The sequence below is a fragment of the Eudoraea sp. genome (genome assembly GCF_049665975.1).
Lineage (GTDB): Bacteria > Bacteroidota > Bacteroidia > Flavobacteriales > Flavobacteriaceae > Eudoraea.
The window spans coordinates 1-22,404 of record NZ_JBATGR010000345.1; the positions used below are offsets into that span (position 1 = coordinate 1).

Sequence of the window (22,404 nt, forward strand, 5' to 3'; positions counted from 1 at the left end):
TGGCAATACTATAAACATAAATGTAGACGATGCAGATTCCAGCGTCACCAACGAGGTGAATACTGCCTTTGCAGTGAATGCAGGTAACCTTGATATTACCGATAGCAATGGAACATTATCTGTACCCCTTACAAGTTTAGGCACAGACGACCAGGATATCAGTACCGATGGTACAGCGGGTAACATTACCATAGAGGATGGAAGTACCCTGGCTTTAAATGTAGACGATGCGGATTCCAGCGTTACCAATGAGGTGAATACTGCCTTTGCAGTGAATGCAGGTAACCTTGATATCACCGATAGCAATGGCACTTTATCTGTACCCCTAACAAGTTTAGGTACGGATGATCAATTAGATTCAGAAGTAAACCTGGCGACTCCTATTGATGTAGATGAAGGAGGTGTTGGTTCTCCAACAAATGAAACTACAGTTCAGGAAGTAATCCAGGCTATTGCCCCAATTACCTCTAAAGCAGCACGTATATTCTATCCGCCTTCAATAGCTGTAGATGCTTCTACAAATGGCGTAGGATTTACCGAAGACCTTTACACACAATATATAGCCCAGTTTGGAACACCAACAGTGGCAAGTGCAGGAGCTCCGGCTGCAGTCCCGACTTATGCAGCAACTGATTTATACTATTATGTAACCTATGCGGATCCTGCAGTATTTGCCAATATGAGCATTAATGCAAGTGGAGTCCTAACATATGATATCATTGGTCAACCTGCAGATTACAATTCTTTAATCAACGTTGTATTTGTTGTTAAATAAAAAGACATAAAAACGCCTAATAGGTTTGAAGACTACTAACAGATATCATTTTCTAGTCCTCAGTATTGTTATTACATTACTGGGGATTAGTGCATCCAATGCCCAGTTTTTGCTTCAGGCACCTAATAGTGGTGATGAAAGTAATTTTAGATGGTATGAAGCTTCCGATACTTCAACTGTTTTAAGTACTGATTTCTTCTATGAGACCAGTACTCCAGGGGTTTACTTTGCTACTTATGATGGTACGCTTTGTGGCTCTAATGCCACTGGTTACTTTATTCTAACAGATTGTACAGCCCCTGATAATCAGGTTACTCTGGACATTACCGCAAATGTCAGTGGCGCTGCCACTGTAAGCTGGAACCCTGCCGTTGCAGGAAATCAATTACAACCGGTTGTTACATCAACAACTTCTGTAGTTCGTTATGTAGCCACAATAAATAAAGCCGGTAATTCAATGGACCTCCCTCGTTTCACAGTAGTATGCCTGCAACAGGCAGCGACCTTGATAGACGACTTTATCTCTCTTGATGAAGATACTTCCGTCTTGGTCCCCATTTATGCCAATGACAGCGATCTGCCAACTATAGGAACTTTAACAACAACCAACCCGTCCAATGGAATTGTTACTATTAATGGCAATGGCACACCTAATGATCCAACAGATGATATTGTAACATATATACCAAATCCGGATTATAACGGGCCTGACTCTTTTGACTATACGGTTTGTAATACCACGGGAGATTGCAGTACTGCAACAGTTACCGTAGATGTATTGCCTATAGTAGATGCATTGCCGGATTCTATAGCTACCATAGAAGATATAGCTGTTGACATAGATATTTTAGCCAATGATAACGATATACCTACGGTAGGAACACTCACCATTACAAGCCCGTCTGATGGCACAGCTGTAATCAATAACAATGGTACTCCGGGAGACCCTTCGGATGATAATATCACTTATACTCCTAATCCCGGTTATATTGGGACAGATTCCTTTACATATACGCTATGCGATAGTTTATCCAATTGCAGTACTACAACAGTTACAATTCTTGTAAATCCTATTGGAGTTGATCTTGATACAGACAATGATGGAATAGTAGACAGTTTTGAAGATTTAAATTTGGATGGTGATAATGATCCTTCCACAAATCCAACGGATACGGATAATGATGGAATAGCGGATTATCTCGATATAGATAGTGATGATGATGGTATACCAGACAATGTAGAAGCGCAATCAACTGCAGATTACACAGCACCTAGCGGGATAGATGCCAACAGTAATGGTCTCGATGATGTATATGAGAATGGTGGTGGATTAGGAATTCTTCCCGTGGATACAGATGGTGATAGTCTGCCCGATTATGTTGATACCGATAGTGATAACGATAATGTTCCAGATAGTATTGAGGGCCATGATATGAATAATGATGGCATTGCAGATGTGGTCTTTATAGGGTCTGATAAGGATAACGATGGCCTGGATGACGGCTATGAAGGTTATACAGCTATAGATGATGATGTAAACGATGAGATTGATGACCCTTTTGATATGTTGCCTAATACAGACGGTGATTCTGAATCTGATTATAGAGATACAGATGATGACGATGATCTTATACCTACTGCAGCTGAAGATACAAATGGAGATGGAGATTTTTCTAATGATGATATGGATGCAGACGGCATACCAGACTATTTGGAACCTAATGCCAGCGAAGAAGATATTGAAGTATTTAACGTGGTAACCCCTAATGGAGACGGTGTTCATGATGTTTTAAGTATTCGAGGACTTGAAGATTTCCCAAATAATACAATTCGTATTTATAATAGATGGGGTGTACAAGTTTATACTACAAATGCCTATAATACTCAGGGGAATGTTTTTGATGGCACATCTCAAGGCAGGGCAACTGTAGACATCGACAACAAACTACCGGTAGGTACATATTTCTATATTCTGGATTATGAAAATGATGACGGAATTATGAAATCGCTATCCGGATACATATACATTAATAGATAAACCAATGCTAAAATTGACACGCAAAATTTATTTACAAAGAAGCCTGACAACATTGTCTTTTCTTTTGGTTGTTCTATTAACAGGGCTTCTCAATGCTCAGCAAGATGCACAGTATACACAATATATGTATAATACGGTCAGTGTTAATCCGGCATATGCTGGTTCCAGGGGCCATATGAGTATAGCAGGATTATATCGGTCTCAATGGGTAGGTTTGGATGGAGCTCCTAAAACGCAAACTTTTAATATGCATACACCTTTGGGCTATAGGGGTGTTGGTATTGGATTATCTATTGTAAATGACCAAATAGGACCCACATCAGAAACTTTCTTTGATCTCGACTTTTCCTACACCTTACAACTAGCTAAGGAATCTCGCTTAAGTTTTGGATTAAAAGCAAGCGCAAGTTTGTTAGATATCAGATTTTCTGAGTTAAACCAGGATGTTACAAACCCCGGTGGACCCGACCCAACTTTGCAGCAGGATATCATTAACAGGTTTTCACCCAACATAGGCGCTGGAGTCTATTATCATACAGACAGGTTTTATGTGGGTTTATCGGTTCCAAGATTTTTGGAAACTTCTCATTTTGATGAATCTTCACTTTCAACAGCCAGGGAACAAATGAATTTATATCTTATCACCGGCTATGTTTTTGATATGAGTGCATTTTGGAAGTTTAAACCAGCCCTTCTGGTAAAAGCCACACAGGGTGCACCCCTCGGATTGGATTTGTCAGCTAATTTTATGTACAACGATAAATTTATTATGGGTGTTGCTTACAGATGGGATGCCGCGTTTAGTGCATTAGTGGGTTTTCAGTTATCTCCTTCATTTCTAATAGGTATGGCGTATGATAAGGAAATTACAGAATTGGGACAAGCCACTTTTAATGATGGTTCATTTGAAATAATTCTGAGATACGAATTTATCAAAGTCAAAGGAAACTTAAAGTCTCCGCGATTCTTCTAAAGTTATCTCATGTTTAGTTAGATGGCTTAATCAATTTTTTTGATACTCTTGACCTAGAATATTGCATAAAGGTGCTACTTTTGCAAGATGGAAAATAAAAAAGAAGAAAATGTTATTCTTGTAAATCAATTAGACGAAGAGATTGGTTTAATGCCAAAAATGGAGGCTCATGAAAAGGCTGTACTACATAGAGCTTTTTCGGTTTTTATTATAAACAAAAATGGTGAGACTATGCTGCAGCAAAGGGCTGAGCATAAATATCATTCTCCTTTATTGTGGACAAATACTTGTTGCAGTCATCAACGTCAGGGCGAGACCAGTTTAGAAGCTGGTAAAAGAAGACTACAGGAAGAAATGGGTTTTGAAACGGATTTAAAGGAAATTTTCTGGTTTATTTATAAGGCACCTTTTGACAATGGTTTAACTGAACATGAGCTTGACCATGTCATGATTGGATATTATGAAGACCCACCTGTTATAAATAAGGACGAAGTGTCAGATTGGAAATGGATGAGTCCCATAAAGATTAAAAAAGATATTTCGGAGAATCCGGAGTCATACACCGTGTGGTTCAAAATCATCTTTGAAAAATTTTACGATCATCTTGTTCAAAACCATCAGATAAAATGAAAGTAAAAGTAAGCCGTAAGGCCCATTTTAATGCGGCACACCGTTTATATCGTAAGGATTGGGATGACAATAAGAATAATTCGGTTTTTGGCAAATGCAATAATCCCAATTATCATGGACATAACTATGAATTAGTAGTTAGTGTGACCGGTGAAATTGATCCGGAGACCGGTTTTGTCATAGATATGAAAATTTTGAAAGATCTAATCAGGTCGGAAATAGAAGATGCCTTAGACCACAAGAATTTAAATGTTGAAGTACCGGAGTTTAGAACATTAAACCCAACTGCGGAGAATATAGTTATTGTTATCTACAATAAATTAAGGCCTCATATAGATTCAAACAAAGAACTGGAAGTTATTCTTTTTGAAACACCTCGTAATTTTGTCACCTACAAAGGCTAAATCATGGGCCTGATATTTGGGCAACTAATTCCACAATTTGCATTACCTGATCGGGCTGGCAAGTTATTCAAGAGTAATAAGATTGTAGGTAAGAATCCCTTTGTTATTTTTTTATGCAAAGTATTACACTCCTGGTTGCACATTAGAAGTTTATTCTTTCAAAGACAGTTATGAGAAGTTTACCGAACTTCGAGCGCCAGTGATCGACATACGTTCCGATTCTAAGATTACACATCGTAGATTTGTGTCAAAATATCACTTATCATTGAAACCTTTGGCGCATAATCATAAGAAAATGCGGGGTTTTTTTAAAGTTGAAAGTAAGTTGGTTTATTTACTTTCAGGAAGTGAAAATTATGTGGTAAGCGAAGGAATGAGTGATATCGAAGGTATTTACTAATTTAAATACCTTATAACAGATGAAAAAAGCGCTAAATGCGGTTAAGAAATAAAAATCTCTATGAATTTATATCCATTAAAATTTTATCCCATACTCAAAGAACGTCTCTGGGGAGGTACAAAGTTGGGCACATTATTGGGTAAGGAATTGGAAAATGATCTTATTGGAGAAAGCTGGGAATTATCTGGAGTTACAGGAGATGTTTCAATCGTTGCCAATGGCTCTTTTGTTGGAACTACTCTTACCGGTTTAATTGATCAGTTTCCTGAAGAGATCCTTGGAAAAAGTGTCTTTGAACGATTTGGAAAAGAATTCCCAATACTGATTAAATTCATTGATGCCCAAAAGGATCTTTCAATTCAGTTGCATCCTAATGACGATCTTGCAAGGAAACGTCATAATTCTTTTGGCAAAACCGAAATGTGGTATATAATGGATGCGGATAATGATGCAGAACTAATAATTGGGTTTAAAGATGATATTACCAGGGAAACATATGTGGAGAGTCTGAAGAATGATACATTAACAGACTTATTAAATTATGAAAATGTAAGTGAAGGCGATGCTTATTTTATAAGTGCAGGCAAAATTCACGCCATAGGAGCAGGGATATTAATAGCGGAAATACAGCAAACTTCTGACCAAACATACAGAGTGTACGACTATAATAGAAAAGATGCTCAGGGAAACCTAAGGGAATTACATACGGAATTGTCTGTTGACGCCATTAGTTATGATAAGCAAGACGACTTTAAAGTTAGCTATGGACAGGAAACAAACGTTTCTAACCCAATGGTAAATTGCCCTTATTTTAAAACGAACTTCATCAGTTTAAATAAAAATATGCAATTCGATGTTTCTGATCAGGATTCCTTTACCATATACATGTGTATTGATGGAGAAGTTTTAATAGAGAACGATTTTGGATCAATCTCAATTAGAAAAGGGGAGACTGTTTTAGTACCGGCTATTACTAACCATATTCTTTTGAATGCCAAGCAAGCTAAACTTCTCGAAATTACTATTTGAAAAAGCTTACTTTTACACAAAATTATTGAGCAATGGCAAACATTAGAGAATTAAAAAAAGATATAAATTACGTACTGGGTGATATAATTGAAGCAGTTTATATTGTTGAGGCTGCCAATGACAAACAAGGTTCAAAAGAAGGTTCAGAGATTATTGATGGTGCGATTGCCACTTTTGATGATTTAATTTCGAAAGTTAATAATAAAGGCGTAGACAATAAGAAGGAACACCTAAAAAGCGTACGTAAAGAACTGGAAGAAAAAGCCAGAGCGCTTGTAGATAAAGTTAATAAATTAACGTAGTTTTTTACCTCAGGGATTAGTTATTTTTTTCCTCTTCCAGATATTCTTGAAGAGCCCTTCCGTATTTGCCATTGGCTACTTCCGGACTTAATGAATTGTTAATAGAATCCAGGTAAATTTTATTTGCATCCGGCACTTCTTTTAAGGCTATATAAGGGGCAATATCATAATCTTTGTTATTTAGTGCAAAATTTAGAGCATAGAGGTAACCCCTTTTGATATTCATGTCACTTGCTTTTTGAATAGAATCCTGAGTTAGAGAATCTTTAGGAGTCTCGGGATCATAAACTGCCCTGATAATTTCTAGGTTGGTAGTGTTAAAACGTGACATTACTTTCCTGTATTCTTCGAGTTTCTTTTGGTTTTCAGAACCACTAATTTTTGCTTTGGTATCGAATGTATTCCAATTGGTGTTAATAGTTATTGTACCGGGTTCGCCAAAAAAAGTAATCCTGTCGTTTATATCATTATTGTCCTCTTTATCGAGGTATAAATAAAAAACCTCCGCACTTTCCAGCTCAGTTTTAAACATGAAATTCCCATCACCTTCAACCACAAGAGAATCAATTACAACTAGCAAAGTATCCGGGATATGCTGAAGATAAATCGTCCCTTTTTTTAATCCTTTTACCTTTCCTGTAACAGTCATGGTATTTTCAGTATCCTTATAACCGCAAGATGCTAATATGGCACAGCTTAGTAAAGTAAGTATTACGTTCTTCATGGTATTTTATTTCTGCCGCAAATATCATCAAAGTTTGTTGGAAATTTAAACTTTTGAAGCAATTTCCATTAGAAGGGCGCATATATATGCACCTGCGGTTCCTACTACATAGCCCAGGACGGCCAGAAGAATACCCACAGAGGTAAGTGATGGATGAAACTCTGCAGCAACGATTGGTGCAGATGCCGCTCCACCTACATTTGCCTGACTTCCCACGGCCAGGAAAAAGTAAGGTGCTCTAACAATTTTAGCCACAAGAATTAATAATCCCGCGTGTATGGAAATCCAGATTAGGCCAACTGCAATTAAACCTGGTTTGTCTAAAAAACTTCCTAAATCCATTTTCATTCCAATAGTAGCCACAAGGATATAGATAAATAACCCACCTATTTTACTTGCCCCGGCTCCTTCGTAATATTTAGCCTTTGTGAAAGACAGGATAATACCAATGGTCGTAGCAAAAACAACCATCCACAAAAATTCAGAACCCAGAGATGAAAGCGCTTTTTGCTTATTCCGGATAACCTCAAAATTTTCCTGTAAGAATTCTGAAAAATGGAAGCCACCAAAATGAGCAATACCCACTGCTGTAAATGCCAAACTCAACATAATTACATAGTCGTGAAGCGTTGTAACCCGGGTAATTTTAGCAGTATACTCAGAAACTTTTGTTTTAAGGGTTTCAATAGAAGAATTATCAGCTTTTAACCATTTATCAATCTTATCAGACTTCCCGATTCCAAGAAGAATTATTGCCATCCAGATATTTGCTACCACTATATCTATCAGTACCATGTCACCAAATTTTTTGGGGTTATAAGAAAAGACTTCGAGCATTGCGGCCTGGTTTGCCCCTCCGCCAATCCAGCTTCCGGCAATTGTGGATAAACCTCTCCATACAGCATCAAAATCATTACCCCCTACTGTTTCCGGGGAAAAGATTGAAACTATTAAAATTGCGATTGGGCCTCCTATAATAATACCTGCTGTTCCTGTTAAGAACATTATAAGAGCTTTGGAACCGAGATTTATTATCGCTTGAAGATCAATACTTAAGGTCATAAGTACCAAAGCCGCCGGCAGTAAATATCTGCTGGCTATATAATACAGCTTTGAATTTTCTTCAGAGATGAGTCCCGAACTGGTTAATATTGCTGGTAGCATATAGCACATTAAAAGAGTTGGAACAATGGCATAGAATTTTTTCCAAAATCCGGTTTTAATGGAAGATGTATAAAATACAAACCCAAGACAGAGACATAGTAAACCAAAAATTACGGTGTCTTCAGTTATTGGTAAATGGTTCATGGAAGATTATTTAATGGTGAAAAGCCATCAAATATAATGAAATTAGATGGGGCTGTTCACTATGAAAATGAACCTAAATATTCAACCAATAGGTTATTTTTAGATTAATAGATCTAGTCTTTGGTGCAAAACCATCTACAAAATAATTATCATTATATACCAGAAAAAGGTCTGATAGCGGAGCAAAACGCCATTGTAATCTCGAATTTATACCAAAATTGTCTCGCTGATTGCTGTATTGAATTAAGGTTGACCAAAATATTGATTTGCTAAAAGTGACTTCAATTTTTGGACTTATCAACCAAATGTCTGCACTGGGGTAGGGGTCGGGCAATGCAATTTTATCGTACCTCATTATCATAGAGAGAAATACTTTTGGTTGAAAACGGAAGGTCATTCCTCCTTGAACAGAAAAGCGGTCACCATTAAAAAAACGACCAATAGATGGTTCAACGGAATAAGAAAAGATTTTTCTACGATCTGAGTTATACTCGGCTTTAACGCTGTTGTAGTGATATCCCTGATTTCCGGGTAAAGGAATGCCACCATCGGTATCTGTTGGATCAAAATCATCAATTAAAAAAGTATACTTATTAGAGAATTCGACGTTGAACCTTGATTGATCCTCAAACCTGGCTTCCCACTGACCTCTGAATTCATTGTCGGTATTCTTAAAATCCATACTTGGGCTCCATATAAAAATAGGAAAGAACTGGAAAGAATGATTTTGGATAAAACTATTTCTTGGCCAAAATACACGTTCAAATTGAACAAAGCTTTTTAAAATATCCGTACGTCTTACAAAACCCAAATCTGATCTGAAATCTTCGCCTACATATACTAATTTACCTGAAGCCTTGTAATTTCTGGAGTTGTACTCCAGGCGTGCACCAGTGGCTATATCCTTACCGTTACTCTCCGGTTGAAATGACTTTTGAAAAAAGAATTTTCCATTCCATACATTATCCTGTGAAATCAGATTGTAATCCAGTCCCAGTACGCGGTTGTATTTATCCTCAGGTAAAAGAAAATCGTAATCTTTAAGCGATTGCCTGTTAATAAAAAAGACACCAATGTTAGACCTTGCAAAAACTTTCTGCTGTAGGGCAAACATCATATTATTATTAGACGGGATTTCATTTTCTTCATCTGATGCAGTTTGAAGATTAAGAAAACCCAACCGTAAGTCTTTTGTTAATTTCCCACTTAATCTAACTCCTCCTATGATTTTATTTTCAATGGTATTATCCGCAGTATCCTTTGCAATACCTATCCTTCTTGAAAAAAAGGGGTTCGCATCTCTCGAGTCACCAAAACTTCCAAACAAGTCATTATTATCTATAAAGAATTGTCTTTTTTCCGGTAGTGAAATTTCAAATCGCGTAAGATTTGTGACCTGATCATCTACTTCGACCTGGGAAAAATCCGGGTTTACAGTAATATCCAAATTCATACTGTTACCGATAGAAACTTTGGCATCTCCACCAACCGAAAACTTATTAGTGGTATTGTCTTCTTCAAAATCATTATTTATACTTCCATTTACATAGGGAATTAGTGCTAATGGGGTTCTGGATTTACCCAGAGGTTTTTCAAAAACCATATCTCCCATAAATGCCAATCCCCATACATTCTGATTTTGTGGAATATTTATCCAGGTACTGGTTTCGTTAGATTGACTGTCGAACCGATAACTGTTAAACCTCCATTTTGTTTCACCTTCTTTAAACTTAAATGAAGTGAGCGGGATAACCATTTCAGAAGTATACCAGGTGCTATAAATTTTTGAATCTCCTTTCCACTTTACATCCCATGTTGTAGTGAAATTCCTGGAGTCCTGGCCTCCTCCCGAAATAAGGCCCTCTCTGCGCACCCCATAAGGGTTAATGCCAAATAAGAAGGCGTTTGTACCATCACTAAATGTATCAAAAAGTAAGCTAATATTATCGCTGTTTCCGGCCCGATAATCTCTTTTCAAGGATTGAATGGAATAATCCTTACCCAAAGCATAAACCACAATTCCTATATAGAGGTTTTTATCATCATAAAGCATTTTAATATCTGTCTGTTGTCTGGCCTGAATGGAATCTAAAGGAAAATATTCCCAAAAATTATTGGCGCTATTCGCTGTTTCCCAAATGGGTTCGTCCAAAACCCCATCGGGGACAATATTCTTATCGATTTTTTTAACAACAAAAGATCTGGTTTTATTCTGACCGTAGTAAATAGAGGATTTAATATTACTTTGTCCGTAAAATGCTATTGAAGTAAGAAATAAGGTTAAAAAAATGAATGTTTTTACCATTAAATATGGATTAGACATCATAATAAGTCTAGACAAATTTTAAAATCGTTTTTAATAGAAAATAGGATACAAAGATCTTCGTTTTTATTTTTTAGACAATGTCATTTCTGTAAACGACCAGACTTTTAATGTGAACGACATATCCCTGCATATTATATTTAGATATTTATAGATTACTGATTATATTTTTATATGGTATAGAAGTATAAAATTACGGCAATATTATGTCAATAGAGTATCAATTGTTGAATTTCTATGATCTATACCGGCGACTTTAATTTTATTGTTTAAATTTTTTGGTTTTCTTCTTTTTTGGATTTTTAAAAAGTCTTTTAAAGAAACCGTCTCGTTTTACAGGTTCGCAATCAAGCATTGAAATAACCGCAGCATCCGGATTAATAAAATTTGCTCGGGTTATGTAATTATAGGATGTATCCTTGTTTAATTTTTGCATCCAAAGAGCAAAAATCGGTAAAGCCGCACTAGCACCTTGCCCAAGTGAGGTGTTCTTAAAACCAATTTCGTGATTGTCTAATCCTACCCATGTTACATGAACCAATTTAGGGGTAAGAGCAACAAACCAGGCATCTTTATTATTTTGTGTTGTTCCGGTTTTACCAGCAATATCATTTTTTAATCCGTAAGTATTTCTTATTCGGGCACCTGTTCCTTCATTAATCGTGGCTTTCATAAATTCCAGCATAATCTGCCGGTTTTCATCACTAAATGCCTGAACGGAAGAAATTTTTGGCACAAAAACATCAAGTATGGAATCTTTGTAATTGTTTATACCACTTATCAAAATAGGTTTAACAGCTTTCCCGTTATTAACATAACTGGCATACGCCCCTGCCATTTCTTCTATGCCAATTTCACCGGTACCCAGAGCTAATGAGGGTAAACTTGGTAAATCTGCGGTAATACCCATTTTTTTAGCCTGTTCCAGCACATTCGGTATTCCCGTTTTTTCCAACACTTTTACTGCCACGGTATTTACTGAATTACTTAATGCCTGTTTCATGGAATAATTCATAAAAGTCTCATCTTTATTCCCCGAATTGGAAGGGGACCAACCTTCCAGGTTTTGATATTCCACTTCTTGTGCCGAAAAATACGTGCAGGGTTCTATCCCATTTTCCAATGCTGCAGTATAAACTATTGGTTTAAATGTAGACCCTACCTGTCTTCTGCTCTGAGAAATATGATCATATTTAAAAACTTTATAATCAATTCCACCTATCCAGGTCTTAACAGCGCCAGTACCAGGATCTATTGAGATAGAACCGGTATTTAGAAATTTCATGTAATGCTTAACGCTGTCTATTGAGCTTTTCTTGAGTTCTTTTTCTCCTTCCCATGAAGTAAGCATCATTACTTTCTTCTGTTTTAATGAATCCCATGCCTGTTGCTCATTCAACCCTTGTTGAATTAGATTTTTATAGGCTATAGATTTCTTAACCGTTTTAAGAATTAATTCATTATTTGTAAGCCAAGGTGCATTATTACCATAACTCTTCTCAAAACTTTTTTGAAGTGCTTTCATATGAGTTTTCATAGCCTCTTCTGCTAAAACCTGCATTTTATAATCGAGAGTAGTAAATATTTTTAGCCCTGAGGTATAAATATTATATGAATTTCCCTGTTCATTTTGTGTTTTACACCAGTTAAGGACTTGCTTTCGTACTTCTTCCCTAAAATATGGAGCCAATCCCTGATTATGGTCAAAATTCTTATAATTTATTATCAGCGGTAGAGATACCAGGCTATCTTTTTCTAATGTTTTAATAAAGGCTTCGTCTGCCATGGCATTTAAGACCAGGTTTCTTCTTAGGAGACTATTTTTAGGAAAAACTCTTGGATTATAGGTGTAGGTAGCTTTAAGCATTCCTATAAGAACAGCCGCTTCCTCAATATTTAGGGAATGTGCGTTTTTTCCAAAGAATTTTAAGGCAGCACTTTCTATACCAAAAGTATTGTCACCAAAAGAAACTGTGTTTAAATAATGCTGTAAAACTTCTTCCTTACTATAAATATCTTCAAGTCTGGAAGCAACAATCATTTCTTTAATTTTATCTATGGTTAAATAAAATATTCCCGTTTTTGATCTGGGATAAAGATTTTTAGCCAACTGCTGGCTAATGGTACTGCCTCCACCTGAGGCTTTATTTTGCAACAAAACGGTTTTTATTGCAACTCTTAACAAGCTTTTGTAGTCTATTCCGGAATGTTCATAAAATCGTTCATCTTCAACAGCTATTAGTGCATTTATTAAATGCTTTGGTATGTTTTTGTAGGATATAGGTTGTCTGTCATTAAGGTAATACTTTCCAATCAAAACACTATCTGCTGTATATACTTCAGAGGCTCTTGGGTGTTGAAATTCTGCTAATGATTTCTTGTCTGGAAGTTTTCCCCAGGCACCAATATAAACACTCAACACAAAGATTAATGCCAGGCTAATCAGCAGCACTAGTGTTAATAAGGCGTACCTTAGAAATGGAGGAGTTATTCTTTTAAGAATCACTTGTCTGGATTTAATTATGCAAGATGAAATTAATTAATTAGAATATTACATGCCTTAACAATTCATTAATGTCTTATTATTTAATTTTGAAAAAAAGTTTTAAATATGAGGATTACTGTCTTGTTGTTTTTATTATGTGCTCATTTAGCGATGGGAAATTCCAATTTCTGGTCAAAAACCGGCCACAGGGTGATTGGTGAAGTGGCTCAGGAGCATTTAAATAGAAAAACGAAGCGAGTCATTTTCAAACTATTAAATGGGCAAAACCTGGCGGCAGTTTCCAATTATGCCGACCTAATTAAGTCGGACGGAGTTTATAAAAATTATTCGCCCTGGCATTATGTAAATATACCGTCGGACAAGAATTATTCAGAGGTGGAACCAAGTCCAAATGGTGATTTAGTTACCGGAATTCAAAAATGTATTGAAATACTAAAAAATAAGGACAGTACTGAAGCAGACAGAATCTTCTATTTAAAAATGCTTATTCATTTAATTGGTGATTTGCATCAACCCATGCATGTGGGACGAGCAGGGGATAAAGGCGGTAATAATATTCAATTGCAGTGGTTTGGAAAAGGCAGTAATTTACATAGGATTTGGGATTCTAATATGATTAATGATTACGGGATGAGTTATACGGAACTATCAAAAAAATTACCACTCCTTAATAGAGAAGAAATCAGTGAAATAAAAAAAGGCACAGTTCTGGAATGGGTAAAGGAATCACAAGAATTGGCAAATGAAATATATGGTTCAGTTGATAAAGGCGAAAAGTTAGGTTACTCTTACAGTTATAAATATTGGAAAACGGTAGAGAAACAATTACAAAAGGGTGGGCTGCGTTTAGCTCGGGTATTAAATGATATATTTAGTTAAGTTATTTAAAATAAGATTCTTAGAATTGTTATTTGCCTAATAAATTGGAGATTAAGCGATATTTTATGTCTTTTAATTCATTTTGCAAGTTATACTAATAAGGTTGCATATGAGGAAATTAGCATAGTATACCAAAATGTTAAAGATAGTATACAACTCCGCTGTAAATGGTATAAAAAAAAATCGACTTTTAAAAGTCGATTTTTTTTTATGGGATAACTCTAAAGGTCAGGTTAATCCTATCCCCAATTGGTTTGGCTGTTTTAGCTATTTGATGTAGCCAGTAATGTTGCGTTTGGCCACTCATTAGAAGCAGACTTCCATGCTCCAAGAGAATTTTATATTTTAAGTCCTTTAATTTTTTGTGTTTTAGATGGAAATAACGCTGCTGCCCCAGGGATACTGAAGCTATAACCGGATTTTTCCCTAATTCCTTTTCATCATCCGAATGCCAGCCATTGCTGTCTTTCCCATCTCTGTAAAGATTTAAAAGACAACTTGTAAAATTTACAGGAGTCACTCCGGATAGTTTTGTCTTAAGAACTAGTATTGTTTCAGTAAATGGTAGAGGTTGCATTGTAATTCCTGAATAGGAATAAGATTGATTATTATTTCCATATAATGCCGTTAACCGGGGTTGAGGATATATTTTGCCATAAACCCTTATTTCATCCTGACGCCATGGTACCGTAGATTTTAGCAATTCAAAATAGCTACTAGCATTCTCATAGTCCAGAAAATTGGAGAAATATGTGATATCACTATCGGGTAGTTGTAATTTCAATTTTTTCAAAACTTTATAATCTATTATTGGACTACCATTTTTAACCTGTTTCGGAATTCAGACGGATTTTGGCCGGTAAATGCCTTAAAAGATTTATTAAAGTGCGAAAAATTATTAAAGCCACTTTCAAAACAAATATCAGTAATGCTCATTGGCTGCTCAGCAAGCAATTTTGACGCGTGTACCAAGCGATATTCATTAACAAATTGAATAAAGGTTTTGTTGGTGATTTTTTTAAAGTACCTGCAAAAGGAAGGAACTGTCATTCCAGCCTTATCTGCAATTTCTTTAAGGGTTAATTCTTCTTTGAAATTATTTCTCACATGATTAAAAACGATATTTATTCGGTCATTATCCTCAATATCTGTTTTAAATGAGAATCCTTCTGCATTCAACACTTTAAAATCCTGAGAGTTTCCTAGTTCATTCAATATAGACAAAATAGATAACAACTGGTCAAAATCTGATTCATGTTCAAGATTTTCCAATTTTTCGCCAACAATGTTTTTGGTTTCACCACCAAATGCAACACCACCCCTGGCAATTTCAAACAAAGTCTGAGTTTGCTTCATTTCTGGAATATTAAAAAAAGAATTACCTAAAAAGTCCGCTTTCATTTGAATGACAATTTCACTTTTGTTCCCCGTAAACTTATCAGTAAACCCACAATGCGGTAAATTACTTCCAATTAAGATTAAATCTCCATCGGTATAACATGAAATATGACTTCCAATCTGGCGTTTACCTGCTCCTCCGTTGACATATACTAATTCTATTTCAGGATGATAGTGCCACAAATTGTCTTTGTTATTCTTTGTGGAATCAAATTTTTGATACGTAAATGAGTGCCCAAAATTAGGTTCAATAGCTTCAAAAGCCGGTTTGTATTTTTTCATTTTTTCTGATGATTGATGATGTAAAATTACTCAACTCCGTTTTAGCCTTTTGTTACAAAATTACCCATTATATGTGTAATATTAACCCTTGTGTTAAAATAGGGTTAACATTCGGTTAAAATAGAGTATAAATTGGAAAACCTGGTTGTATTTGCTGATATGCTTTGGTAGTAAGTTTGCTCTGTAAATTATTCATTAACTCTAAAACGAAATGTTATGAAAACAAATTTAAAATTTACCGCAATGATTGCCTTTATGTTTGCTACAGTAGTGGGCTTGGCAAAAGAACCTAAACTAAGCTTGATGGCAGAAGGTCAATCTAAAAGCTTGGTTGTAGAATTGGATTCAAAAAGCAACAAGACTTTTCTCAAGATAATAGATGAAAATCAGAATATCATATTTTCAGAGAAAATCACGTCAACATCTTATACTAAGAAGTTTGATCTGAATGAACTAGAGAATGGTTCTTACTATTTAGAACTAGATGATTCCTTAAGGACTCTTGTTTACCCAATAATTGTTGAAAACAAAGAGGTTAAAATTCTGAATAGATTTGAGAATACCAAACCGGTATTTAGAAAAAAGGGATCGAGGCTCTTTCTTAACTTACTTAACCTGGATGGAGAAGATGTTCAAATTAAAGTATTTGACAGCGAAAACCGCACTTTATTTAGTGAAGTAATTGAGAACGAAAGGATTGTAACAAAGGCTTTTAATTTTGAATCCGCCCATGAAGATCGCTATACGGTGGTGGTAAAGGATGGTGAAAATACCTACTATGAAGACATTGCAGTTAATTAGTATGTTGTTTAGTTTAGTTAAAAAAGGGGCCTATTAGGCCCTTTTTTTTAGGTGTCTTTTTAAGCCTTCAGTTATATTCGGGTAGTACAAGTTTTTCAACTACCAGTCTTAAGAATTTTTCATTTTTTTTCTTTGTACATAGCAATTCAAAGGTCTGATGTAGATTTCATCAACCATCAGAATGTTCCTAAAAGGCTGGTTTATCTTCAGCAGATGCCTGACCTTCTTCACCTATTCTGAGATAGGTTTCCCGGAATCCATTTTCAGTAAACTCTTTCAAAACCTGATGGGTGCCAACTACAATGAATTGTTGCAGAATTACCCATTATATGTGTAATATTAACCTATTATTTAAAATAGGGTTATAATGCGGTTAAAATAGGATAGAAATTAGAAAACCTGGTTGTATTTCCTGAAATACTTTGGTGGTAAGTTTGTACTGTAAATTAGTCATTAACTCTAAAACGAAATGTTATGAAAACAAATTTGAAATTTACCGTATTGATTGCCTTTATGTTTGCTACAGTAGTAGGCTTGGCAAAAGAACCTAAACTAAGCTCGATGACTGAAGGTCCGTCTAATAGCTTAATTGTAGAATTGGATTCAAAAAACAAGAAGACCGCTCTAAAGAGAAGTGAGAATACTAAGCCGGTATTTAGAAAAAAGGGATCGAGGCTCTTTCTTAACTTACTTAACCTGGATGGTAAAGACGTGCAAATTAAAGTTTATGATAGTGATAACCGCACTTTATTTAGTGAAGTAATTGAGAACGAAAGCATAGTAACAAAAGCTTTTAATTTTGAATCCGCCCATGAAGATCGCTACACTGTAGTGGTAAAGGATGGAAAAAACACCTACTATGACTACATTGTAGTTAACTAGTATGTAGTTTAATTAAGTTTTAAAAAGGGCCTTTTTGGCCCTTTTTTTTAAAGATATTTTTTTAGGCGTTCTCTTTTATATTCTGGTAGTGCAAGATTTTCTATTGCGAGCATTAAGACTTTTTTGTCTTTTTTCTTTGCATATAACAATTTAAAAAATTGATGCACTGTTAATAAATTATCTGAAAGTTGAATAAGGGTTAATTTATCTCCTGAAGAGACCTGACCTTCTTTAAGTATTTTTACATATGTACCTGGAAAACCGTAGTCTATAAACTCTTTCAGAATCTGTTGTGTGCCAAACCGAATACCCAATTTAAAACAAGGTTCTCTGGGTTGTGATATCTGCACCAAAGCTGTACCAATTTTATATATATTTCCAATCCGGATTTCTGTTTCATCCATACCGTTCACACTGAGGTTTTCTCCAAACATTCCCCAGTTCCAGTCTAGATGCGGATAACGCTTTTTCCAATGGGCATAGTGCTCTGTAGAAAAGAGATAACAAGCCTTATACACACCTCCATGCACCTTTCGGTCTGCTATGGAATCATTTGCAACCTTTTCTGTTTCCAAAACCAATGGAGATCTCGTTGGGGTTTTAAATATGCCTGTGCTTAGCTCTTTTCCATTCCAATTAATTTTGGTCAATTTACCAATGTTAGTAGATAATACCTGCATATTTTAAAGATAGCACCACTTTGTATTAATTACAAATTAAGGGGTTTGATTTCTTAAAAGGATTCTGAGAATTTAATAAAGAGGGTAGGTCAAAACAGAAAATATAGCTAATAAGGATTGTGATGGAAATGAAGAGGATTATGAGTCTGTTTTAAGTTCAATCACCATAAATTTTAAAACCTCAAGACTTATGTTTTCAAAATCGAGAATAAGTTCTCCGTACTTTTTTATACTATAATAATATACATCACCTTTTTTGAACTGTCCAAAATTGATTTTTCCATCGCCTTGATGAAAAACCCCAAAACCTTCAGTCAGGAAAGTATAGCTAAAATCATTCGTAATTTTGCGAAAAGGTAGCCTTTCCTTAGGTTTTAAGGTAATATTCCACAATCTGAATTCATCATTTTCATAAATAGGAGACTGGCTCAAAGTTTTGGCGAATTGTTCAGACCTAAATTCATTCAATCTGGCGATTTCCCAACTTTCAAAATTTCCTACAGGACTTAATTCTATTAAATTCATAACCACTTTTTTATTTGGGTAATTTTGATAAATCAAAAAAATAGGGCCAATAAATTGGCCCTACAGGGAACTACCTAAATTCTACAGCTTCAATTACAATTCCTCAAATTAGGGGAACATCTAACCTCTTAAAACAGCTATTGAATTAGGACTGCAAATATTAGGAAAAGGATTGTTTTCATCTTATGAATTCAATCTTAAGAAGTTTAGATTTCAGAATTAAATACTAAAAAGAGGTTAAATAGGACTATTTAAAACAATAAGTAAACTTTAAATTATTGTTCTAGCTTTCTAAAACCTCGGTATGATAATTCATGGGAGTGGTTCCGGTGACCTTTTTAAATGCTGTGTAAAATGAAGCTTTACTATGAAAACCCACTTCACGACTTAGCCCTTCTATGCTTAAATTAGTAAGAATATCAGTTTTTAGAAGTTCCTGAGCCTTCTTTACCCTAAATTCATTAATATAAGTATTGAAGTTTTTATTATAATGTTTATTAATGGCCAAAGAAACATCTTTTGGATGTACTTCAAGAGCTGATGAAATATCTACTACGGTCAGATCCTGTTTGGTATAAACAGCAGAATCCGTAACATATTGGTCTATTCGGGTAACAAGTTCAAGAACTTTTTCTGTGTGATCCTCTCTTTCCAAAGAAGCCTCCTTTACAGGTAAATCTGCCCGTTGTATAGCAGAAAACACATTATATTGAATAATTCCACTAATAGCAATAGAAAAAACAAGTATAAGATTACAGCAGGATATGAGTAATTCAAAAATCGGGGCAATCTCAATAAATAAAGTCCCGATGTGAACCCCTACAAGCACAAAACAAAAAGCTATAAAAAACCTCGTCCATTGTAATTGTCTGTTTTTGACTGTAGTAAATTGGTTTTTTACTTCTTCCGTATGATTATTAATATATTTGTTTATTCGAACAATAATATATAAAGAATACATAAGGCCAAGCGTAAACAATATTTCGAAAAGATACGTCCCGCGCAGGTATTCTTTTGTCGATTCGGGTAGCAAAAACAAAAGAAATAGAAAAAGTATAGAAATTATTCCCGGATACAATATGCGATAAGTTACTCTCTCATGGGCAAAAATGGAGATCTTTTGCACATACAGAAAAAAAATTGGAAATATAATCCATGAAAAGCTAATGGGCAGAAGGAGTAATCCGGGATGATTTTCAAGGATTTTAAAATCCTTCAGAAGAAAAGGTAAAAACTCAATGGCAAATCCAATAAGAAACAAACCCAGAAAAAAAGTGGATTTATTCTTTTTGTTTATAAAAAGAAGTATTACTCCTAAAATTAATCCTTGAAAAACCCCCAATGCATGGACTAAGGAAATAACATCATCATCCATTTGCTCACTTTTAAGTTATTAAAGTTCTATAATATGTGGCTCTAAAACAAATTATTGTGATGACAAAAAAACCATCGTGTTTATACGATGGTTTCAATTCAATGGCTTTGATAAACTTATTTATTCTTCTTTTTCTAATTTTTTTGTCAAAGTAAAACCGGCAAAAAGCCCAAGACCTGCCATTGTGAAGATTGTTGCAGGATATGCAACCTCTTCATCCAAGCCCATGGTATTTACTAAAACAGAAGCTATAAATATTGCCAAGCCTACAGCGATCAATAATAACGACAGATTAAGAATAAATACCTTCCAGAATGGAGCTGCATGTGCTCGTTTTCCTTTCACAAAAATACTTGCATCGGCACCTTTTTCAATTAACGCAAGGCGTTCTTTATTTCGTGTCGAAAAATATAAATAAAAAACTCCAAAGATTGCCCCAAATACGAGTGCAACTATAATGATTTCTCCTCCCATTTTATTTAGTTTTTAATGGATTAAACATTTTGTTCACAGGGTAAGACGAACAAATTTTATAGTTGGTTACCGGAAATGAGGATTTATTTTAATATTTTATGTAACCAGGATGCTATTATTTGCGTCTTATATAACAAATGAGCCAGAAACCGGACGAGCACTTTATTTATAAAGTAATACAAGGGGAAAATAATGCCTATGCTGTATTGGTAGATAGGTATAAGCATATGGTATATTCTCTGGCGTTAAAAATTGTAAAAAACCGGGAGGACGCTGAGGAAATAGGGCAGGATACATTTCTAAAAGCCTATAATGCCTTGAATGAATTTAAAGGTCAATCTAAGTTTTCTACCTGGTTGTATAAGATTGCTTATTACAGAAGTCTAGACTATTTAAAAAAGAATAAGAGACGGGTTGACACAACCAAAATAGATATTTCTGAAGAATATAATATAGCATCAATGGATGATGCTCTTGACTTGATGGACGTTAAGGAGCGAGCAGAAATAATAAAGTATGCAATTCAGGAACTAGCTGTCGATGACGCCGTTTTAATTACTCTTTATTATTTTGAAACGCTTTCAATGGCTGAAATATCCAAGGTTATGGAAATTCCTTCTAATACGATTAAAGTAAGATTGTTTAGAGCAAGAAAGCGTTTAGCAAAAATTTTGGAAATAAAATTGGAACAAGAAATTATACATAGCTATGGAAGATAATAAAGATAAACAGCTTGATGATTTTATAAAAAAAATTGTGAAAAGTGCAGGAATTGAGACACCTTCTGATGGGTTTACCCAAAACATTATGTCAAAAATAGTAGCGCAAGAAGAAAAAATAACAACAATTGAGTATAAGCCCTTGATTTCTAAAACAAGCTGGTTTGTTTTAGCCGCCTTTGCCGTTTTTCTATTCACATTTATAATTTTTGGGAATATAGACCTTAACATTAGTTGGTTGCCTGGCATTGATCAGCTGGCACCAAACAAAGTTGGATTTTTAGATTTTCTTTCACAAATACATTTGCCGAGTACTCTGGTTTATGGGCTTTCTGGACTTGCATTGTTTATTTATGTGCAGATTTTCTTTTTGAAGAAGCATCTGGAAAATAGATATACACTAAGTTAGTTATTGATTAAAAGATCCCCAACTTATTAAATCATCTACATCTCCAAATACCAATAGGCCCAGTACATAAGTCCGAATTGTAACGGAATTCTTAGGAGCAGGATCCATCTTGGGATTCCTGCAGAGGCTTTTTTCCCCGATAACATATGAAAATGAACTGTAAGGAAAATAACTAGCATTAGTATTATTCCATATATAGCCAAATCTTTAAGTTTCGGTGACAACAGGCTCAGCCCTAAAGCTATTTCAGCAATTCCACTTAATGTGACCAAAAGTTTATGATTGGGAAGATACCCCGGCATAATTCGGAGGTAGGCTTTGGGTTTTATAAAATGCATAATACCTGCCAGGATATACATAAAGGACATTAATAGATAATGCCAGGAATGAATCATTTACTTTGAATTAGTGGAAAATTGGAATTAAAAAACTTCACGGGCCCTCTGAAATTATCATATAGATAATCTATGTGTGCCCGTGAAGCATTCAATGAACATGATATTTATGCCGTTTCGGTAATCTCTGATAGGAGTACCTATTTAATCATCTCGTAACTGCGGCTAATAAA

Annotated in this window: 24 protein-coding genes; 13 read left to right on the forward strand and 11 right to left on the reverse strand. The window is 35.1% G+C overall.

Annotated features, from left to right (window positions below; genetic code table 11):
• The 8 genes from WBN20_RS11905 to WBN20_RS11940 all read left to right on the forward strand — a co-directional run.
• A partial coding sequence (locus WBN20_RS11905) for a hypothetical protein (RefSeq protein ID WP_424281838.1) occupies window positions 1-775 on the forward strand: 775 nt, incomplete at its 5' end.
• 25 nt (window positions 776-800) lie between these two features.
• The gene (locus tag WBN20_RS11910; RefSeq protein WP_424281839.1) at window positions 801-2,813 is read left to right on the forward strand and encodes a gliding motility-associated C-terminal domain-containing protein; all 2,013 of its coding nucleotides are present in this window, start codon (window positions 801-803) and stop codon (window positions 2,811-2,813) included.
• Window positions 2,814-2,856: 43 nt separating this feature from the next.
• Window positions 2,857-3,786, forward strand: coding sequence for a PorP/SprF family type IX secretion system membrane protein (locus WBN20_RS11915; RefSeq protein ID WP_424271221.1), 930 nt, complete (start codon window positions 2,857-2,859; stop codon window positions 3,784-3,786).
• An 87-nt stretch (window positions 3,787-3,873) separates the two neighbouring features.
• A complete protein-coding gene (gene idi, locus WBN20_RS11920; protein WP_424271219.1) occupies window positions 3,874-4,416 on the forward strand; it encodes an isopentenyl-diphosphate Delta-isomerase in 543 nt (180 codons plus the stop codon).
• A complete protein-coding gene (locus WBN20_RS11925; protein WP_424281840.1) occupies window positions 4,413-4,820 on the forward strand; it encodes a 6-pyruvoyl trahydropterin synthase family protein in 408 nt (135 codons plus the stop codon). Before idi ends, WBN20_RS11925 begins: the two co-directional genes overlap by 4 nt.
• Window positions 4,821-4,920: 100 nt before the next feature.
• On the forward strand, window positions 4,921-5,220 hold the full coding sequence (locus WBN20_RS11930) for a redoxin domain-containing protein (protein ID WP_424281841.1): 300 nt from the start codon (window positions 4,921-4,923) through the stop codon (window positions 5,218-5,220).
• Window positions 5,221-5,280: 60 nt separating this feature from the next.
• Window positions 5,281-6,249 carry a type I phosphomannose isomerase catalytic subunit gene (locus tag WBN20_RS11935; protein ID WP_424281842.1) on the forward strand — a complete coding sequence of 323 codons (969 nt, stop codon included), beginning with the start codon at window positions 5,281-5,283 and terminating at the stop codon, window positions 6,247-6,249.
• Between the two features lie 32 nt (window positions 6,250-6,281).
• On the forward strand, window positions 6,282-6,551 hold the full coding sequence (locus WBN20_RS11940) for a hypothetical protein (RefSeq protein WP_424281843.1): 270 nt from the start codon (window positions 6,282-6,284) through the stop codon (window positions 6,549-6,551).
• Window positions 6,552-6,567: 16 nt separating this feature from the next.
• On the opposite strand, the gene WBN20_RS11945 is transcribed toward WBN20_RS11940, so the two are convergent.
• The 4 genes from WBN20_RS11945 to WBN20_RS11960 all read right to left on the reverse strand — a co-directional run bounded on the left by WBN20_RS11945 (window position 6,568) and on the right by WBN20_RS11960 (window position 13,412).
• A complete protein-coding gene (locus WBN20_RS11945; RefSeq protein WP_424281844.1) occupies window positions 6,568-7,275 on the reverse strand; it encodes a DUF4369 domain-containing protein in 708 nt (235 codons plus the stop codon).
• A gap of 45 nt (window positions 7,276-7,320) precedes the next feature.
• Entirely contained in the window at window positions 7,321-8,583 is a 1,263-nt protein-coding gene (locus WBN20_RS11950) for a DUF819 domain-containing protein (RefSeq protein WP_424281845.1), read from the reverse strand.
• A gap of 73 nt (window positions 8,584-8,656) precedes the next feature.
• Complete coding sequence (locus tag WBN20_RS11955; protein WP_424281846.1) at window positions 8,657-10,888, reverse strand: DUF5916 domain-containing protein; 2,232 nt, start codon at window positions 10,886-10,888, stop codon at window positions 8,657-8,659.
• Between the two features lie 280 nt (window positions 10,889-11,168).
• Window positions 11,169-13,412 (reverse strand): transglycosylase domain-containing protein, encoded by a 2,244-nt coding sequence (locus WBN20_RS11960; RefSeq protein WP_424281847.1) that lies wholly within the window; start codon window positions 13,410-13,412, stop codon window positions 11,169-11,171.
• A 105-nt stretch (window positions 13,413-13,517) separates the two neighbouring features.
• On the opposite strand from WBN20_RS11960, the gene WBN20_RS11965 reads away from it, so the two are divergent.
• Window positions 13,518-14,291, forward strand: coding sequence for a S1/P1 nuclease (locus WBN20_RS11965; RefSeq protein WP_424272401.1), 774 nt, complete (start codon window positions 13,518-13,520; stop codon window positions 14,289-14,291).
• A 208-nt stretch (window positions 14,292-14,499) separates the two neighbouring features.
• On the opposite strand, the gene WBN20_RS11970 is transcribed toward WBN20_RS11965, so the two are convergent.
• Both WBN20_RS11970 and WBN20_RS11975 read right to left on the reverse strand, forming a co-directional pair.
• On the reverse strand, window positions 14,500-15,075 hold the full coding sequence (locus WBN20_RS11970) for an alpha-ketoglutarate-dependent dioxygenase AlkB family protein (protein WP_424281854.1): 576 nt from the start codon (window positions 15,073-15,075) through the stop codon (window positions 14,500-14,502).
• 23 nt (window positions 15,076-15,098) lie between these two features.
• Window positions 15,099-15,971: an AraC family transcriptional regulator gene (locus tag WBN20_RS11975; protein ID WP_424272399.1), complete on the reverse strand. Its 873-nt coding sequence runs from the start codon at window positions 15,969-15,971 to the stop codon at window positions 15,099-15,101.
• Window positions 15,972-16,187: 216 nt separating this feature from the next.
• On the opposite strand from WBN20_RS11975, the gene WBN20_RS11980 reads away from it, so the two are divergent.
• Together WBN20_RS11980 and WBN20_RS11985 are read left to right on the forward strand one after the other, a co-directional pair.
• Window positions 16,188-16,772 (forward strand): DUF3244 domain-containing protein, encoded by a 585-nt coding sequence (locus tag WBN20_RS11980; RefSeq protein WP_424281848.1) that lies wholly within the window; start codon window positions 16,188-16,190, stop codon window positions 16,770-16,772.
• Between the two features lie 474 nt (window positions 16,773-17,246).
• Complete coding sequence (locus tag WBN20_RS11985) at window positions 17,247-17,654, forward strand: hypothetical protein (RefSeq protein ID WP_424281849.1); 408 nt, start codon at window positions 17,247-17,249, stop codon at window positions 17,652-17,654.
• 47 nt (window positions 17,655-17,701) lie between these two features.
• Here WBN20_RS11985 and WBN20_RS11990 read toward each other — a convergent pair whose 3' ends face one another.
• The 4 genes from WBN20_RS11990 to WBN20_RS12005 all read right to left on the reverse strand — a co-directional run bounded on the left by WBN20_RS11990 (window position 17,702) and on the right by WBN20_RS12005 (window position 20,708).
• Window positions 17,702-18,334 carry an MOSC domain-containing protein gene (locus tag WBN20_RS11990; protein WP_424281850.1) on the reverse strand — a complete coding sequence of 211 codons (633 nt, stop codon included), beginning with the start codon at window positions 18,332-18,334 and terminating at the stop codon, window positions 17,702-17,704.
• Between the two features lie 138 nt (window positions 18,335-18,472).
• Window positions 18,473-18,859 (reverse strand): hypothetical protein, encoded by a 387-nt coding sequence (locus WBN20_RS11995; protein ID WP_424275614.1) that lies wholly within the window; start codon window positions 18,857-18,859, stop codon window positions 18,473-18,475.
• A 283-nt stretch (window positions 18,860-19,142) separates the two neighbouring features.
• The gene (locus WBN20_RS12000) at window positions 19,143-20,234 is read right to left on the reverse strand and encodes a helix-turn-helix domain-containing protein (RefSeq protein ID WP_424281851.1); all 1,092 of its coding nucleotides are present in this window, start codon (window positions 20,232-20,234) and stop codon (window positions 19,143-19,145) included.
• A 120-nt stretch (window positions 20,235-20,354) separates the two neighbouring features.
• Window positions 20,355-20,708 carry a DUF6249 domain-containing protein gene (locus tag WBN20_RS12005; protein ID WP_424274677.1) on the reverse strand — a complete coding sequence of 118 codons (354 nt, stop codon included), beginning with the start codon at window positions 20,706-20,708 and terminating at the stop codon, window positions 20,355-20,357.
• A 137-nt stretch (window positions 20,709-20,845) separates the two neighbouring features.
• On the opposite strand from WBN20_RS12005, the gene WBN20_RS12010 reads away from it, so the two are divergent.
• Together WBN20_RS12010 and WBN20_RS12015 are read left to right on the forward strand one after the other, a co-directional pair.
• The gene (locus WBN20_RS12010) at window positions 20,846-21,427 is read left to right on the forward strand and encodes an RNA polymerase sigma factor (RefSeq protein ID WP_424281852.1); all 582 of its coding nucleotides are present in this window, start codon (window positions 20,846-20,848) and stop codon (window positions 21,425-21,427) included.
• Entirely contained in the window at window positions 21,417-21,836 is a 420-nt protein-coding gene (locus WBN20_RS12015) for a hypothetical protein (RefSeq protein WP_424270766.1), read from the forward strand. Before WBN20_RS12010 ends, WBN20_RS12015 begins: the two co-directional genes overlap by 11 nt.
• 35 nt (window positions 21,837-21,871) lie before the next feature.
• On the opposite strand, the gene WBN20_RS12020 is transcribed toward WBN20_RS12015, so the two are convergent.
• Window positions 21,872-22,231, reverse strand: coding sequence for a DoxX family protein (locus tag WBN20_RS12020; RefSeq protein WP_424281853.1), 360 nt, complete (start codon window positions 22,229-22,231; stop codon window positions 21,872-21,874).
• Between the last annotated feature and the right edge of the window lie 173 nt (window positions 22,232-22,404).

Coding starts and splice junctions, on each gene's coding strand:
- idi (WP_424271219.1), top strand. CDS start 3,874: ATGGAAAATAAAAAAGAAGAAAATGTTATTCTTGTAAATCAATTAGAC.
- WBN20_RS11925 (WP_424281840.1), top strand. CDS start 4,413: ATGAAAGTAAAAGTAAGCCGTAAGGCCCATTTTAATGCGGCACACCGT.
- WBN20_RS11935 (WP_424281842.1), top strand. CDS start 5,281: ATGAATTTATATCCATTAAAATTTTATCCCATACTCAAAGAACGTCTC.
- WBN20_RS11940 (WP_424281843.1), top strand. CDS start 6,282: ATGGCAAACATTAGAGAATTAAAAAAAGATATAAATTACGTACTGGGT.
- WBN20_RS11945 (WP_424281844.1), bottom strand. CDS start 7,275: ATGAAGAACGTAATACTTACTTTACTAAGCTGTGCCATATTAGCATCT.
- WBN20_RS11950 (WP_424281845.1), bottom strand. CDS start 8,583: ATGAACCATTTACCAATAACTGAAGACACCGTAATTTTTGGTTTACTA.
- WBN20_RS11955 (WP_424281846.1), bottom strand. CDS start 10,888: ATGGTAAAAACATTCATTTTTTTAACCTTATTTCTTACTTCAATAGCA.
- WBN20_RS11965 (WP_424272401.1), top strand. CDS start 13,518: ATGAGGATTACTGTCTTGTTGTTTTTATTATGTGCTCATTTAGCGATG.
- WBN20_RS11975 (WP_424272399.1), bottom strand. CDS start 15,971: ATGAAAAAATACAAACCGGCTTTTGAAGCTATTGAACCTAATTTTGGG.
- WBN20_RS11980 (WP_424281848.1), top strand. CDS start 16,188: ATGAAAACAAATTTAAAATTTACCGCAATGATTGCCTTTATGTTTGCT.
- WBN20_RS11985 (WP_424281849.1), top strand. CDS start 17,247: ATGAAAACAAATTTGAAATTTACCGTATTGATTGCCTTTATGTTTGCT.
- WBN20_RS11990 (WP_424281850.1), bottom strand. CDS start 18,334: ATGCAGGTATTATCTACTAACATTGGTAAATTGACCAAAATTAATTGG.
- WBN20_RS11995 (WP_424275614.1), bottom strand. CDS start 18,859: ATGAATTTAATAGAATTAAGTCCTGTAGGAAATTTTGAAAGTTGGGAA.
- WBN20_RS12000 (WP_424281851.1), bottom strand. CDS start 20,234: ATGGATGATGATGTTATTTCCTTAGTCCATGCATTGGGGGTTTTTCAA.
- WBN20_RS12005 (WP_424274677.1), bottom strand. CDS start 20,708: ATGGGAGGAGAAATCATTATAGTTGCACTCGTATTTGGGGCAATCTTT.
- WBN20_RS12010 (WP_424281852.1), top strand. CDS start 20,846: ATGAGCCAGAAACCGGACGAGCACTTTATTTATAAAGTAATACAAGGG.
- WBN20_RS12015 (WP_424270766.1), top strand. CDS start 21,417: ATGGAAGATAATAAAGATAAACAGCTTGATGATTTTATAAAAAAAATT.
- WBN20_RS12020 (WP_424281853.1), bottom strand. CDS start 22,231: ATGATTCATTCCTGGCATTATCTATTAATGTCCTTTATGTATATCCTG.